This is a genomic window from Lysinibacillus sp. FSL K6-4013 (assembly GCF_038630435.1).
GTDB lineage: Bacteria > Bacillota > Bacilli > Bacillales_A > Planococcaceae > Lysinibacillus > Lysinibacillus boronitolerans.
In genome coordinates, this window is the sequence record NZ_CP152031.1 from 91,557 (window position 1) to 107,327 (window position 15,771).

At 37.5% G+C, this 15,771-nt stretch carries 16 protein-coding genes; all 16 read left to right on the forward strand.

Translation table 11 applies throughout. The annotated features are described in order from the left end of the window. Positions 1-75 precede the first annotated feature (75 nt). The 16 genes from MHB39_RS00465 (at position 76) to spoVT (ending at position 15,667) form a co-directional block, all read left to right on the forward strand. Entirely contained in the window at positions 76-1,287 is a 1,212-nt protein-coding gene (locus tag MHB39_RS00465; protein WP_016993808.1) for a G5 and 3D domain-containing protein, read from the forward strand. A 221-nt stretch (positions 1,288-1,508) separates the two neighbouring features. Next, positions 1,509-2,075: a ribonuclease M5 gene (gene rnmV, locus MHB39_RS00470; protein WP_036075698.1), complete on the forward strand. Its 567-nt coding sequence runs from the start codon at positions 1,509-1,511 to the stop codon at positions 2,073-2,075. Next, positions 2,068-2,949: a 16S rRNA (adenine(1518)-N(6)/adenine(1519)-N(6))-dimethyltransferase RsmA gene (gene rsmA / locus MHB39_RS00475; RefSeq protein ID WP_333006341.1), complete on the forward strand. Its 882-nt coding sequence runs from the start codon at positions 2,068-2,070 to the stop codon at positions 2,947-2,949. The genes rnmV and rsmA overlap by 8 nt, the downstream gene beginning before the upstream one ends. 156 nt (positions 2,950-3,105) lie before the next feature. Further along, positions 3,106-3,366 (forward strand): Veg family protein, encoded by a 261-nt coding sequence (locus MHB39_RS00480; protein ID WP_004229199.1) that lies wholly within the window; start codon positions 3,106-3,108, stop codon positions 3,364-3,366. A 113-nt stretch (positions 3,367-3,479) separates the two neighbouring features. Beyond that, the gene (locus MHB39_RS00485) at positions 3,480-3,659 is read left to right on the forward strand and encodes a small, acid-soluble spore protein, alpha/beta type (RefSeq protein ID WP_004229193.1); all 180 of its coding nucleotides are present in this window, start codon (positions 3,480-3,482) and stop codon (positions 3,657-3,659) included. Positions 3,660-3,880: 221 nt separating this feature from the next. Beyond that, entirely contained in the window at positions 3,881-4,747 is an 867-nt protein-coding gene (gene ispE, locus MHB39_RS00490; RefSeq protein ID WP_036075694.1) for a 4-(cytidine 5'-diphospho)-2-C-methyl-D-erythritol kinase, read from the forward strand. A 56-nt stretch (positions 4,748-4,803) separates the two neighbouring features. Then, positions 4,804-5,637 (forward strand): pur operon repressor, encoded by an 834-nt coding sequence (purR, locus tag MHB39_RS00495; RefSeq protein ID WP_016993803.1) that lies wholly within the window; start codon positions 4,804-4,806, stop codon positions 5,635-5,637. After that, positions 5,634-6,008, forward strand: coding sequence for a RidA family protein (locus tag MHB39_RS00500; protein WP_004229189.1), 375 nt, complete (start codon positions 5,634-5,636; stop codon positions 6,006-6,008). Before purR ends, MHB39_RS00500 begins: the two co-directional genes overlap by 4 nt. Positions 6,009-6,228: 220 nt before the next feature. Then, positions 6,229-6,531: a septation regulator SpoVG gene (gene spoVG / locus MHB39_RS00505; RefSeq protein WP_004229187.1), complete on the forward strand. Its 303-nt coding sequence runs from the start codon at positions 6,229-6,231 to the stop codon at positions 6,529-6,531. Between the two features lie 261 nt (positions 6,532-6,792). Further along, positions 6,793-8,163 (forward strand): bifunctional UDP-N-acetylglucosamine diphosphorylase/glucosamine-1-phosphate N-acetyltransferase GlmU, encoded by a 1,371-nt coding sequence (glmU, locus tag MHB39_RS00510; protein ID WP_333006340.1) that lies wholly within the window; start codon positions 6,793-6,795, stop codon positions 8,161-8,163. A gap of 24 nt (positions 8,164-8,187) precedes the next feature. Next, positions 8,188-9,147 carry a ribose-phosphate diphosphokinase gene (locus MHB39_RS00515; protein WP_004229183.1) on the forward strand — a complete coding sequence of 320 codons (960 nt, stop codon included), beginning with the start codon at positions 8,188-8,190 and terminating at the stop codon, positions 9,145-9,147. A gap of 253 nt (positions 9,148-9,400) precedes the next feature. After that, positions 9,401-9,997, forward strand: a complete 597-nt coding sequence (locus MHB39_RS00520) for a 50S ribosomal protein L25/general stress protein Ctc (protein ID WP_016993793.1) — start codon at positions 9,401-9,403, stop codon at positions 9,995-9,997. Between the two features lie 145 nt (positions 9,998-10,142). Beyond that, positions 10,143-10,709: an aminoacyl-tRNA hydrolase gene (gene pth / locus MHB39_RS00525; RefSeq protein WP_016993791.1), complete on the forward strand. Its 567-nt coding sequence runs from the start codon at positions 10,143-10,145 to the stop codon at positions 10,707-10,709. Between the two features lie 240 nt (positions 10,710-10,949). Beyond that, positions 10,950-11,177: an anti-sigma-F factor Fin gene (locus tag MHB39_RS00530; protein WP_016993788.1), complete on the forward strand. Its 228-nt coding sequence runs from the start codon at positions 10,950-10,952 to the stop codon at positions 11,175-11,177. Positions 11,178-11,321: 144 nt separating this feature from the next. Further along, positions 11,322-14,834 (forward strand): transcription-repair coupling factor, encoded by a 3,513-nt coding sequence (gene mfd, locus MHB39_RS00535; RefSeq protein WP_333006339.1) that lies wholly within the window; start codon positions 11,322-11,324, stop codon positions 14,832-14,834. A gap of 296 nt (positions 14,835-15,130) precedes the next feature. Next, positions 15,131-15,667: a stage V sporulation protein T gene (gene spoVT, locus MHB39_RS00540; protein ID WP_004229174.1), complete on the forward strand. Its 537-nt coding sequence runs from the start codon at positions 15,131-15,133 to the stop codon at positions 15,665-15,667. Positions 15,668-15,771: the final 104 nt, after the last annotated feature.

Genomic DNA, 15,771 nt, shown 5'->3' on the forward strand with positions numbered 1-15,771 from the left:
AAAGAAATACTTTCGGGTTGACAGTGCCAAAACTAGTCCGTATAATCCAACCTTGTATTAAGGAGGCGTTTTTTCATGTCAAATAATTCCATGAAAAACTTGTTCTTAGGATCATTGAGGAGTAAGCAAACAGTGATAAGAATTATTTCACTTGTCCTGTTTGTGTCTGTAATCTCTTTCGTGCTTTATCAAGGTACGAAAAAGTCCGTTAAGCTTGAAGCGAATGGAGAAACAATCGAAGTATCAACACATGCCAAAACTGTAGAACAATTATTACAAAATCAAAATATAGATATAGCAGAGCATGACAAAATTTCACCCTCTCTGAACACCAAAATTGTTAATGGATTAGCAATTACATGGGAACAGGCAAAAGAAGTAACTATTTCAGTTGATGGAAATCAGTCAAAAGTTTGGACAACTGAAACACTTGTGAAGGACATTTTGAAGGAAGCAAATATTAAAGTATCTGAACATGACTCTTTAGCGCAAGGTCTAGATACTGAACTAGGAGCAGAAAACAAAATCGATATTCAAAAAGCGTTTCAAGTAACGCTTGTCGATGGCGTAAATAAAAGACAAGTATGGTCCACTTCGACTACGGTCGCTAACTTTTTAAAACAACAAGGAATTCAGCTAAATGAATTCGATCGTGTCGAAAATAACCTGGAGAACGTTATTACTCCGGAGAGTAAAATCACAGTAGTTCGCGTAGAAAAGGTTATCGATGTAGTGGAAGACTCTTTAGATTTCGCAGTTGAAAAGAAGCAGGATGCTTCATTGCAAAAGGGGAAACAAAAAGTAGTAGCAACAGGCGAGAAGGGCTCAATTACTCGTACGTATGAGGTTGTCAAAGAAAATGGTGAGGTTGTGGCAAAAAACCTGCAATCTGAAAAAATTTTAAAAGAGCCGAAGAAACAAGTGGTTGCAGTAGGCACAAAAACAATCGTTGCAAGCGCAGCAACTGTTTCACGTGGTTCTGCAGAGCCTGCTAACGGTAAAGAATTTTATGTAACGGCAACAGCTTATACACCATATTGCAACGGTTGTACAGGTACATCAGCAACTGGTATAAACCTACGTTCAAATTCTGGCTTGAAGGTGATAGCAGTTGACCCTTCTGTTATTAAGTTAGGCTCAAAGGTTTGGGTAGAAGGCTATGGTACCGCTATTGCTGGGGATACTGGTGGGTCAATTAAGGGTAATAAGATTGACATACTTGTACAAACAGATGCCCAAGCACGTAACTGGGGGCGTAAGAAAGTGCGTGTTAAAGTATTAAATTAGAAAAATTGTAAAATTAATCAAAATGTTTTTCACAAATGGAGCTTTCCTGTTTTGACTGGCGGGAAGGCTTCTTTATTATTTTTTAGCAAATAATATTTGTAAGGTATGTATAGCAGAAGTTGAATAAGATAAGTTCATCTGTACCTTGTATTCCTGTACAAATCGTATAGAGCAGTTGTAAAATGGTCAGAAGATAAGGTAGATAGAAAAGAGGAGCCTTTTTGCAAATTAAAGAAATTATTGTTGTTGAAGGAAAAGATGATACGACAGCTATTAAACGTGCTGTACAAGCAGATACTATAGAAACAAATGGATCTGCAATTTCTGAAGAAACATTAAAACGAATTCAGCACGCCCAAGAAAAACGTGGAGTTATTGTATTTACAGATCCCGACTATCCAGGACGTCGAATACGCGCCATTATAGAGGAGCGTGTACAAGGGGTGAAGCATGCCTTTTTACCAAAAGCCAAAACAATTGCTAAAAACGGTAAAGGGCTAGGTATTGAACATGCTGCTGACGATGATATACGTGAGGCACTTCAACATGTCTATACCCCTATTCATGGCGTGCTACACGAAGAGGTGATTACACTGGAAGATTTAATGACAGCTCGTTTAATTGGACATCCACAGTCAAAGCAGCGTCGTGATCGACTAGGGGAAATCTTAAATATAGGTGCTACAAATGGTAAACAACTTCATAAAAGAATGAAAATGTTTCAGATTACAGAGGAGCAATTTGGTGCGGCTATCGCACAGTTAGATCAGGAGGAAAATGATGCATAAGGATATTGCGACACCAATTCGAACACAAGAAATTTTAAAAAAGTATGGTTTTTCATTTAAAAAAAGCTTAGGTCAAAACTTCTTAATTGATCCTAACATTTTAAGAAATATAGTGAGTCACGCCCATTTAACTGAGAATAGTGGCGCAATTGAAGTTGGTCCTGGTATCGGTGCATTAACTGAACATTTGGCGAGAAGCGCTAAAAAGGTAGTTTCCTTTGAAATCGACCAACGTTTATTGCCCGTACTAGAAGACACACTTAGTCCATACAATAATGTGTCTATCATCCACTCTGACATACTTAAGGTAGATGTTGAGAAAGTAATTGCAGATGAGATGCCAGGTATTGATGATATTATGGTTGTGGCCAATTTACCGTATTATGTAACGACTCCAATTTTAATGAAATTACTCAATGACCGATTACCGATCCGTGGTTTTGTTGTGATGATGCAGAAAGAGGTAGCAGACCGTATAACGGCTAAGCCAGGGACGAAAGAATATGGTTCTTTATCAATTGCCATTCAATATTACGTGAAAGCAGATATTGCAATGACAGTGCCTAAAACAGTTTTCATGCCACAACCTAACGTCGACTCTGCTGTAATTCGTCTTATCAAGCATGAGGAACCACCAGTAAAAGTAATAGATGAGGATTTTTTATTTGTTGTAACACGGGCCTCATTCGTACAGCGAAGAAAAACGATCTATAATAACCTGCAATCTGGTTTACCAAATGGAAAGGTGAAAAAGGATCAAATTTTACAGGCATTAGAGCTAGCTAATATTGAGCCAACTCGCCGTGGAGAAACACTTTCTATTCAAGAGTTTGGGAAATTAGCTGATGCACTGCATCCTGTTTTTGCAAAGTAAAAATTTTTGTTAACATTTTTTCGGATATGTAAAAAAATAAATATTTTTTATAAAAAATAAGTTGACAAAATTTATAAGAGGCTGATAAAATATTATATTTTGTTGACATTTTTAGGCCATTAGCTTATACTTGTTATTAGTGAGGTGTAAGCGAAAATGCCAAAAACTTTAGCGGACATTAAAAAGTCGTTGGATTGTCATTTGGGTAAACGTTTGCAATTAAAAGCAAACGGTGGTCGCAAGAAAACGGTTGAGTGTGCAGGGATACTACGTGAGACATATCGCGCCATCTTTGTAGTCGAACTCGATCAAGAAGACAATACGTGCAAGCGCGTATCGTATAGCTACACAGATATTTTAACTGAAGCAGTAGAGATTACATTTTTAGACGAAGCAAAGGCTGCTGTCGCAAAATAGTTTCTAGTACTTATTTCTATATTTTAGAAACACTCATGTATGTTAAAAATACATGAGTGTTTTGCGTTTTCATGGGCATACTAAATTCGTCAGTTGTTAAAGGAGGAGTTTATATGCCTAGAAAAGGTATCATGTCACCTCGATTAAAAGAAGAGATCGCAAAAGAGCTTGGATTTTATGATGTTGTGCAAAAGGAAGGCTGGGGCGGCATAAAAGCTCGTGATGCCGGTAATATGGTCAAACGTGCCATAGAAATGGCTGAACGGGCAAGTAGTGAGCAAGAGCGTAAGTAGGCTGTTTTTGTTAAAATAGTCATCTTATCAAGTTTCATTCAGCAGGGATGAAAATCCTTACTAACACAACAAATACAACTGACGAGAGAGAGCCGTTACTCCGAATAGGGTAAACGGTTCTTTTTTTCCATTTTCGTATTCTCAATATGGTAAAATAAAATGAATAATCTTGCGCGAAAAAAAGAACTGTTTATACGTGTAGCTATAAGGGAGGAAGAAAGATGCTTTATGTAAAGGCGCCTGCAAAAATCAATTTAACATTAGATGTACTTTATAAAAGACCAGATAATTTTCACGAAGTGGAGATGGTTATGACAACAGTCGATTTAGCTGATCGTATCAGTCTTGAATCTCGAGAAGATGGTGTTATTCAAATAATTTCAACAGATAACTTTGTACCAAATGACCATCGTAATTTTGCTTATCAGGCAGCGCGTCTCATTAAAGATACATACGGCATTAGACAAGGTGTATCCATTACAATTGAAAAAGAAATACCCATAGCAGCAGGTCTCGCAGGAGGCAGTAGTGATGCAGCTGCAACATTAAAAGGGCTAAATGAACTGTGGAATTTAGGTTTATCAATAGATGAATTAGCGGAGCTTGGTGCTAAAATTGGCTCGGATGTTTCGTTTTGTGTTTACGGAGGCACGGCACTCGCTACAGGACGAGGCGAAAAAATAAAAGAATTACCAGCTCCACCTAACTGTTGGGTTGTACTAGCTAAACCTAAAATTGGTGTATCGACAGCAGAAGTATATGGGGGTCTTAAGGTTGAAGGACTGGAACACCCAAATACAAAGCAGATGATACAAGCTATAGAGACAAAAGATTATGAGCTATTATGTTCTTCATTAGGAAATGTTTTGGAAACTGTAACATTTAAGCTCCACCCAGAAGTTGTGATGTTAAAGGAACAAATGAAGCGTTTTGGGGCAGATGCCACGTTAATGAGTGGAAGCGGTCCAACTGTATTTGGGCTTGTGGATAGTGAAGCTCGTGTAAGTCGCATTTATAATGGTTTACGTGGTTTTTGTGAGGAAGTTTATGCAGTACGAATTTTAGGTGAGCGAAATACGCTTGCTTAGAAACGCAAATTTGTGTTAATTTTACCTATAAATATTCGTGTTTAGGAGAGGGTCGCATGAAATGGAAGCGTAGTGAACGACTTGTTGATATGACGTACTACTTACTAGAACATCCACATCAGCTGATCCCGCTAACTTATTTTTCAGAACTATATCAATCTGCAAAGTCATCCATTAGTGAGGATTTAACGATTGTAAAAGAAACTTTCGAAGAAAAAGGAATCGGGTTATTGATGACAGTGCCGGGTGCTGCAGGAGGAGTAAAGTATATTCCGAAAATGTCCGAGGCAGAAGTACGTTTAGTGATTGAAGATTTAAAAGCAGAGCTAGAACATTCAGATCGATTGTTACCAGGCGGTTACTTATTTATGACAGATTTGCTTGGAAACCCAGATTTAATAAATCGAGTAGGAAAGGTCTTTGCCTCTGCCTTTGCAGATCAACAAATCGATGTCATAATGACAGTAGCAACTAAAGGGATATCTATTGCCCATGCCATTGCAAGACATTTAAATGTACCAGTGGTTGTTGTGAGAAGAGATAGTAAAGTAACAGAAGGTTCTACAGTTAGCATTAACTATGTATCTGGTTCTTCCAGAAGAATTCAGACAATGGTATTATCAAAAAGAAGCATGAAGAGTGGACAACGTGTATTAATTACGGACGACTTTATGAAGGTCGGCGGTACTATGAATGGCATGAAAAATCTCTTAGAGGAGTTTGACTGTCAGCTAGCAGGCATTGCCGTGCTTGTGGAGGCTGAGCATGCGGACGAAACATTAGTAGATGATTATTATTCACTTGTAAAGCTTCATGAAGTTAATGAAAAAGATCGAACAATTGCATTAAGTGAAGGTAACTATTTTTCTAAAAGGGGACATGACAAATGAAAGTAGTAGCAACAACAAATGCACCAGCAGCAATCGGACCATATTCACAAGGTATTATTGTTAACGGAATGTTTTATAGCTCTGGTCAAATTCCATTAACAGCTACAGGGGATTTAGTGGAAGGCGATATAACTGTACAAACAAATCAAGTATTTGCTAATTTAAAAGCAGTTTTAGCGGAAGCTGGAACTTCTTTAGATAATGTTGTGAAAACAACAGTATTTATGAAGGACATGAATGACTTTGTAGCGATGAATGAAGTTTATGCAAATCATTTTGGTGATCATAAACCAGCGCGTTCAGCGGTAGAGGTAGCCCGTCTTCCGAAGGATGTAAAAGTAGAAATCGAAGTAATCGCGATCGTAAAATAAATTAAGCTTGTAAAGCTCACTAAAGAGAATCTTTATTCTTTTTAGTGAGTTTTTTTACGCTGACAAACAATTGTCAAAAATTCCGTATATAAGAAAAAATATTATTCTAATAAGTATTCAAATTTTTTAGAAAATTTGATAGACTATGAAAAGGAAAATATTCGGTAATTGAGAATATGATATTTTCATTTAGGCATCCAAGAAGAGAGGTGGTGAGAAAATGGAAGTTACTGATGTAAGGTTACGTCGGGTACAGACGGATGGTCGCATGCGTGCGATTGCTTCCATTACACTTGATAATGAGTTTGTTGTTCACGATATTCGTGTAATTGATGGAAATACTGGTTTATTTGTAGCTATGCCTAGTAAACGAACACCAGATGGGGAATTTAGAGATATTGCTCATCCAATTAATTCTGATACTCGAAATAAAATTCAGGAGATCATTTTAAACGAGTATCATAACTCTAGTGAAGTAGAGGAAGCTGGTAAAGAGGAAGAATTAGAGGGAATCGGTGTGTAATGGATAGGTAATAACTTACTTTTTAAGGATATGTTACAAACTGAGGGTAAAAAAGATATCAAGAACTCTTCTAGATGGAAGGGTTCTTTTTATTTTGATAAAAAGATAATATGAGCAATTTTAGGATATACTTCATGACATTCGAGCATAAGGTGCATTGGATTTAGGAATTCATGTTTTTGTCAACTCTACATGCCTTGAAAATAGATGAATTTTGCTATATAGTCATAAGAGAAAATGAGCGTATTGGAGGACTTACAGATGAGCAATGTTTTTGCTGTCATTTTGGCTGCAGGTCAAGGTACACGTATGAAGTCCAAATTATATAAAGTGCTCCATCCAGTATGTGGGAAACCTATGGTACAACATGTGGTGGATCATATTCAAACGTTAGATGTGAAGCGCATTGTAACGGTAGTCGGACATGGTGCTGAAAAAGTGCAACAACAGCTTGGAGATAAAAGTGAGTATGTACTGCAGGCTGAACAATTAGGTACAGCGCACGCTGTGCAACAAGCAGAGGCTATTTTAGGTAATGAAGAAGGTACAACATTAGTTGTATGTGGAGATACACCACTAATTCGTCCTGAAACGATGCAAGCTCTATTCGAACATCATCAAGCAAAGAATGCTAAAGCAACTATTTTAACAGCAATTGCTGAAAATCCAACTGGCTATGGCCGTATTCTACGTGGCAATAACGGACAGGTGGAGCAAATTGTTGAACAAAAAGATGCTTCAGCAGAGCAGCAATTAGTAAAAGAAATAAACACAGGCACATATTGCTTTGATAACAAATTATTATTTGAAACATTGAAGCTTGTGAAAAATGATAATGCTCAAGGTGAATATTATTTACCAGATGTCATTGAAATTTTACAAAAGCAAGGTGATATTGTTGAAGCATATGTCACTGATGATTTTGAAGAGACGCTAGGTGTTAATGATCGAGTGGCTTTGTCGCAAGCTGAGACATTCATGCGTACAAGAATTAACGAGAAGCATATGCGTAATGGTGTCACAATTATCCATCCTGAAACAACGCATATTAGTGCAGATGCAGTTATTGGGCGTGATACGGTGATTCAACCAGGCTCAATGATTGAAGGTGCCACTATGATTGGTGAAGATTGCATTATCGGGCCAAATACTCAAATCATAGATAGCCGCGTTGGTGATCGCACAACTATACATTCTTCAGTTGTCCGTGAAAGCGCTATTGCAGAGGATACTGCTATTGGGCCATTTGCTCATATTCGACCACTTTCAGACATCGGTAGTCATGTGAAAATTGGTAACTTTGTAGAAGTGAAGAAAAGCAAGCTAGATAACGAAACAAAAGTTTCACATTTAAGTTATATTGGCGATGCCGAGATCGGTAGTAACGTCAATATTGGTTGTGGTTCCATTACAGTAAACTATGATGGAAAAAACAAATTCAAAACGATTATTGAAGATGATGTATTTGTAGGATGTAATACTAACTTAGTAGCGCCAGTGAAAGTTGGAAAAGGTTCATTTATTGCAGCAGGTTCTACAATTACAAAAGAAGTTCCTGAAGATGCACTTGCCATAGCTCGTGCAAGACAAGAAAACAAACCGAATTATGTAAGCAAATTAAATTCAAAATAATTATCAACTAAACAGGAGGCCATCATGCCGTATCATTATGCAAACTCACAATTAAAAATATTTTCACTTAATTCTAATAATCCATTAGCTCAAGAAATTGCGCAGGAAATGGGCGTAGAATTAGGTAAATCTTCTGTTAAGCACTTCAGTGATGGAGAGATTCAAATTAGCATTGAAGAAAGTATTCGAGGTTGTGATGTGTTTATCGTGCAGTCTACTTCTGCACCTGTAAACGAACATTTAATGGAGCTTTTAATTATGGTAGATGCAGTTAAACGTGCATCTGCTCGTACAGTAAACGTTGTAATGCCTTATTATGGCTATGCACGCCAAGACCGTAAAGCAAAAGCGCGTGAGCCAATTACAGCTAAATTAGTGGCAAACCTACTTGAAACTGCTGGTGCAACACGTGTTATCGTATTAGATTTACACGCACCTCAAATTCAAGGTTTCTTCGATATCCTAATCGACCACTTAATGGCAGTACCATTACTATCAGATTACTTTAAATCTAAAGGTATTCCAGGAGATGAAATCGTTATTGTTTCACCAGATCATGGTGGGGTAACACGTGCTCGTAAAATGGCTGAACGATTAAAAGCACCGATTGCAATTATTGACAAACGTCGTCCGAAACCGAACGTTGCGGAAGTGATGAACATTGTTGGTAATGTTGATGGTAAAGTGGCAATCTTGATTGATGATATTATTGATACTGCAGGTACAATTACAATTGGAGCAGATGCGTTACGTGCAGCTGGAGCAAAAGAAGTTTACGCTTGCTGTTCACACCCTGTATTATCTGGTCCAGCAATTGAACGTATTGAAAACTCTGCTATTAAAGAATTAGTGGTGACAAATACAATTCAGCTTTCAGACGAGAAAAAATCTCCAAAAATTACAGAGCTTTCTGTAGCTAAATTAATGGCGGATGCTATCTCTCGCGTTTATGAAAATAAATCTGTAAGTACTCTATTTGATTAATAAATATTGTAAGTATGAGACCAATCTATTCTTTGAGTAGATTGGTCTTTTCTATATAAATTAGACACTATTTCGTCAAGGCGAAGAAATAGGTGAGTGTTTTATGTGTGAGCCTTCTCACAAAGGGGTATAATGATAATGTGACTTAATAATATTTACTCTACCTTAAAAAAATAGAGCTAAATATTATCATAGCCTACAACGAATTATTGTTGAGGCGTAAATAATTTTCTTGGAAGGGGAATAAAGAAGTATGAGTACAGTATTAAGTGTTACAAAGCGCGAAACTGGGCATCGTTCAACATTAACCCAACTTAGAAAAGGGGGAGCCATTCCTGCAGTTATTTACGGCTACAAAGTAGATTCAACCCCAATTTCTATTGCTGCAAAGGATTTTAAAAAGTCTATTCAAAAAAATGGGCAAAATAGTGTGTTTTCGCTAGAGTTAGAGGGGAAAAAAGTGAATGCTGTTGTGTCAGAGATTCAGCAATGTTCATTGAAAGATGAAGTAAACCATATTGATTTTTTAGCCATTAATATGGCCGAAGAGCTAGAAGCTGATGTCCCGATTAAATTACTTGGACAGTCAGTTGGTGTGAGTGAGGGCGGTATTTTAATGCAGCCTAACTTAGAATTGAAAGTAAAAGTAAAGCCAGCAGAATTACCTGAATCAATTGATGTGGACATTTCATCGTTGAAAATTGGGGAATCCCTAACGGTAGCAGATATTCGAGATACTACATCTGTTGAAATCATTAGTGAAGATGATTATATGTTAGTAACAATTGTGGCGCCTGTTTCTGTAGAGGAAGAGACTACAGATAGTGAAGAAGAGCAAGAGCCAGTATAAAAGTAAATGACTGTTAAGGCTAATAAGAAGGCTATAGCTTTCTTATTAGCCTTATTTTTATGCCTTTATGAATTATACAAAATGCTTTCTAGGTATGCTATATGGTAAAATAATGACTATTAGATTTGAAAGAAGAGAGGTACTTATGAAAATTATCGTTGGTTTAGGGAACCCAGGTAAACCTTATGAGCATACAAGACATAATATTGGCTTTGATGTCATTGATGCGTTAGCAGAAAAATGGGGAACACCTTTAACAAATTCAAAATTTAACGGGATGTACACTACTGTACATCGACCAGAAGGAAAGGTTCTACTTGTTAAACCATTAACATATATGAATTTATCAGGGGAATGTGTTGGTCCCCTAATGGACTATTTTGACATAGAGGTAGAAGATTTAATTGTCATTTATGATGACTTGGATTTAGAGACAGGTAAATTACGTTTGCGACAAAAAGGGAGTGCAGGTGGTCATAACGGCATTAAATCGTTAATTCAACATTTAGGCACTCAGGAATTTAACCGTATTCGAGTGGGCATTAATCGTCCACCAGCGGGCATGAAGGTAGCAGACTATGTCTTAGCTAAATTTTCGAAGGAAGACCAAGTTCTTATGCAAGACGCCATTGTAAATTCTGTAAACGCTGTTGAAGCATCTCTTTCAAAGCCGTTTCTTGATGTGATGAATCACTTTAACGCAAGCAAATAGATGGAAGGAATAAAATTTCTGTTAAAGTTTTTGGATATTGGCATAGTGTAAGGTGAGTAATCAACTGCCTTACACTATAATTACAGCTAATGCTTGTAGTGAATAGTCTTAGCTACAAGTAAAAATTAATTCTCTAATTTTCAAGTAATTGCAATGATGATGACAGTGAAAAGTGCATAATCCTTTTTATAAATGTCTATACTTTAAGTAGAAAGTTGCTTAAAGGAGGATGATTTGGAGATGTCAGTTCGCTATCGATGTCGGCATTGTGAAGTAGAAATAGGGACACTACCATTTGATGCAGATGATACAATTCGAAAGTTGCATATTTTTGAATTGGGAGAAGCGGATGATTATGTTGAGAAAGATCAGCATGGCCAAACGACTGTGCACTGCATTTGTGAGCAATGTGAGGATTCGCTGAGACAATATCCAGATTATCACGCACTCAATAAATGGATTCAATAATTGGAAGGATGCTTTGACACACTTATGTGTGTTCAAGGCTTTTTCCATTTCATAAAACAGCCATTAATAGAGATATGTAAAATAACACTAGAATAATAGAAATAAAAATAATATAGGATTTTACGCTGAAAGGAGCTTTTGACTGTGGAGGTTTTACGACAGCTTGTGTCGCAAGATAAACATATTACATCATTTTTAAAGGAAATTCAGAGCGGTCAAACTGCATCACAGCTTATTACAGGTTTAACAGGAAGCGCACGCCCCGTAATGGTCGATGTGTTATTTGAATATGTAAAGAAGCCAATCTACATTATCTCTCCTAATCTATTGCAGGCACAAAAAATGGTTGATGAGCTTGCTGGATTGTTAGGTGAGGAACATGTTCATTATTACCCAGCAGATGAATTTATTGCAGCCGATCTTTCTGTAGCTTCACCAGAACTTCGTGCGGAGCGGATTGCGACGCTTGATTGCTTAGCTAGAGGTGAGAAAGCCGTATATGTAATACCTGTGGCTGGTTTACGTAAAATAATGCAGCCTAAGGAGCACTGGCTACACTATTTTTTACAAACAGCAGTAGGCGAAGATATTGAAATTGAGATGTGGTTACAAACATTAGTTGAGATGGGCTATGTACGGAATTCAATGGTGACATCACCTGGAGAGTTCGCGTTGCGTGGGGGGATTTTAGATATTTATCCACCTTATTTAGAATCACCTATTCGTATTGAATTATTTGACACAGAGGTTGATTCCATACGAACATTTTCAGCAGATGACCAACGTTCTATTGATAAATTACAAAAAATTCGTATTCTTCCTGCTTCAGAGGTCATTCTTACTAAATCAGAAAGACAGGCATTAGCAGGCCGTTTAGAAGTGGCATTAGCAGCCAGTCTAAAGAAGGTAAAAAAGCAGGAGACAAAGGAACTTCTGTATCAGCATATTCAATATGATATTGAATTGCTACAGCAAGGGAATTTACCTGATTATGTAAACAAATATGGCTCATTATTATACGATAAAACTGCCTTTTTGGGAGATTACTTTGAACATGATGGTATTGTACTTTTTGACGAGCTTGGACGTATTCAAGAGGTAATGGATGCATGGGAACGTGAAGAAGATGAATGGTTTTTATCTTTAATCGAAGAGGGAAAAATGGTTCATGATGTCAAACCTGCCTTCTCATTAAAAGAAATACTGGCGATGTTGTCACAACAAAAGCTTTCATTTTCATTATTTTCGCGAACATTTGCAGGGATTACGTTTAATAAAACAACTAACTTTTCTTGCAAGCCAATGCAGCAGTTTCATGGACAAATGTCCTTGCTTCAAAGTGAGGTTGAACGCTGGTTACTTGGCAAATTTACAGTTCTAATCGTAGCAAGGGATAAAGAACGAGTAAAAAGGGTTCAGCAAATGCTTGAAGAATACGATATTCATACGGCAATAGGTGAGCCGACAGAACCTGGTATTTATATTGTAGATGGGGGCTTGTCGAGTGGCTTTGAATTGCCTCTACAGCGTTTAGCAATTGTAACAGAAGACGAGCTTTTTAAACAGCAGGCAAAGAAAAAAGCACGTACACAAAAAATGACTAATGCTGAACGTATTAAAAGTTATACGGAAATTAAGCCAGGTGATTATGTTGTACATGTTCATCATGGGATTGGTAAATACATCGGTGTAGAGACATTAGAGGTTAATGGTACACATAAGGATTACTTGCACATACGATATCGTGCAGACGATAAATTATATGTCCCTGTAGAGCAAATAGACTTAATCCAAAAATATGTGGCGTCAGAGGATCGTGAACCAAAGCTACATAAATTAGGGGGAGCAGAGTGGAAAAAGGCGAAAGCGAAGGTATCCTCTGCTGTACAGGATATTGCAGATGATTTAATAAAGCTGTATGCAAAGCGTGAAGCAGAGAAAGGGCATGCTTTTACACCTGATAACGACGACCAACGTAATTTTGAAGCGATGTTCCCTTATGAGGAAACAGAGGATCAGCTACGTTCAATTGTTGAAGTGAAAAGAGATATGGAACGTGAACGTCCTATGGATCGTTTAGTCTGTGGCGATGTAGGCTATGGTAAGACAGAGGTAGCCATTCGTGCCGCATTTAAGGCTATTCAAGATGGAAAGCAAGTGGCATTCCTTGTCCCTACTACTATCTTGGCCCAGCAACATTATGAGACAATTCGTGAGCGCTTTCAGGATTTCGCCATTAATGTTGGATTGTTATCTCGTTTCCGTTCGAAAAAAGAGCAAACAGCCACATTAAAAGGCTTAAAAGAAGGCCGAGTCGATATAGTTATTGGAACACACCGCATTTTATCTAAAGATTTAATTTTCCAAGACCTTGGTCTGTTAATTGTGGATGAAGAGCAACGTTTTGGTGTGACACATAAGGAAAAAATTAAACAGTTAAAGACAAATGTCGATGTCTTAACTTTAACGGCTACACCAATCCCAAGGACACTTCATATGTCCATGGTAGGAGTCCGAGATTTATCTGTTATTGAAACGCCTCCTGCTAATCGCTTCCCAGTTCAAACATATGTGATGGAGCACAGTGGTGCATTAGTACGAGAAGCTATTGAGAGGGAAATGGCACGTGGCGGACAAGTATTTTATTTATATAATCGGGTTGAGGATATGGCTCGAAGGGTTGAGGAGATTCAAGTGCTTGTCCCTGAAGCAAGAATAGGCTTTGCTCATGGGAAAATGACTGAGTCAGAGCTAGAATCCGTAATTTTAGCCTTTTTAGAGGGTGACTATGATGTGCTTGTCACGACAACAATTATTGAGACAGGTGTCGATATACCGAATGTAAATACGTTAATTGTCCATGATGCTGATCGTATGGGCTTAGCCCAGCTCTACCAATTACGCGGTCGCGTTGGGCGTTCTAACAGAGTAGCCTATGCGTATTTTATGTACCAACGCGACAAAGTTCTAACAGATGTAGCAGAGCAACGTTTACAAGCAATTAAAGAATTTACAGAGCTTGGCTCAGGCTTTAAAATTGCGATGCGAGATTTATCTATTCGAGGTGCAGGAAACTTACTTGGAGCGCAGCAACATGGCTTTATTGATTCAGTCGGCTTTGATTTGTATTCACAAATGCTTCAGGATGCCATCGCGGAACGTCAAACAGGCGTGAAGAAAGAAGAAAAGCCAGATATTGAAATTTTGTTAAGTATTGATGCCTATATTCCTGACGCTTATATTCCAGATGGTTATCAAAAGATCCAAATGTATAAACGAATTAAGGCCATGGATCAGGTGGAGGAGTATGACGAAATCATGGAGGAATTAGAGGATCGATTTGGCGATCTTCCAATTGAAACAGAGCGTTTACTTCGAATTGCACGAATGAAAGTTTGGGGATTAGGTGCGGGAGTAGTATCTGTAAAGGAGAAGCAGAAGCTTATTACAATACTATTGTCGGAACAAGGGACAACAAATGTCGATGGCAGTAAGATTATTGAAGAGTCAATGAAGTTTGAGCGTGCTGTTGGTTTTGGTATGGATGGCATGCAGTTAAAATTAACAATAGATGAACGCAAGTGTGGCAAACATCAACCATTTGATATTTTGGAAGAATTAATGCAAATTATTGATAAAGCAAAAAAGCAGCAATAGTTAAAAGGTCATCTTATCTTTTACATGAAAAGATAAGATGGCCTTTTTTTGTTGATTCAGTAATCAAACATATTTGCTCAAGGAATAGTTGATTTTTCTAATACATTTCTTATGAATTAATTATAGAAACTTATTCCTTGGGTAATCTAATAAGGAGTTGATTGATGTAATACCGTTTTTTGAAAAAAATTGATGGTTGTGAAATCCTTTTTCTTCAGTTTTTGCATAGATTGCTTAAATAAAAACCATACTATCATTGAATAAAAATTTCATTGTAGCGAAAGCGAGGCATTAGAATGAAGGCAACAGGAATTGTTCGTCGTATTGATGATTTAGGGCGTGTAGTTATTCCAAAAGAAATTCGTAGGACGCTACGTATTCGTGAAGGCGACCCGCTTGAAATTTATACGGACCGTGAAGGCGAAGTCATTTTAAAAAAATATTCTCCCATCAATGATTTGGGGGAATTTGCAAGAGAATATGTTGAAACACTTTATGAAACAATGGGCACACCGGCATTTGTCACTGACCGTGATGAAGTAATCGCTGTTGCAGGGATTGGGAAAAAGGAGTATATCAATCGTCGCATTACGTCCTTTGCGGAAAGCTTTATGGACGAGCGCTCAACAAAAATTGAAAAAATGGAGACAACGATTGAAATTGTCCCTGGACAATATGAGCAAGTAAAATCTTATTGTGCGACACCTATTATGGTAAATGGTGACCCAATAGGCTGTATTATCGTCTTGTCTAAAGTACACTTTGTTGGTGAGGTAGAAGTCAAAGTAGTGGAAACAGCTGCAAACTTCTTAGCAAAACAAATGAATAGTTAATGCATGGAAAAGTTATTGCGATGACCTTTAAGGCTGAACAATAACTTTTTTGCGTACATAAAGATGAATCATTATAGGAACAGTAGTGCCACCTTGCACGTCAA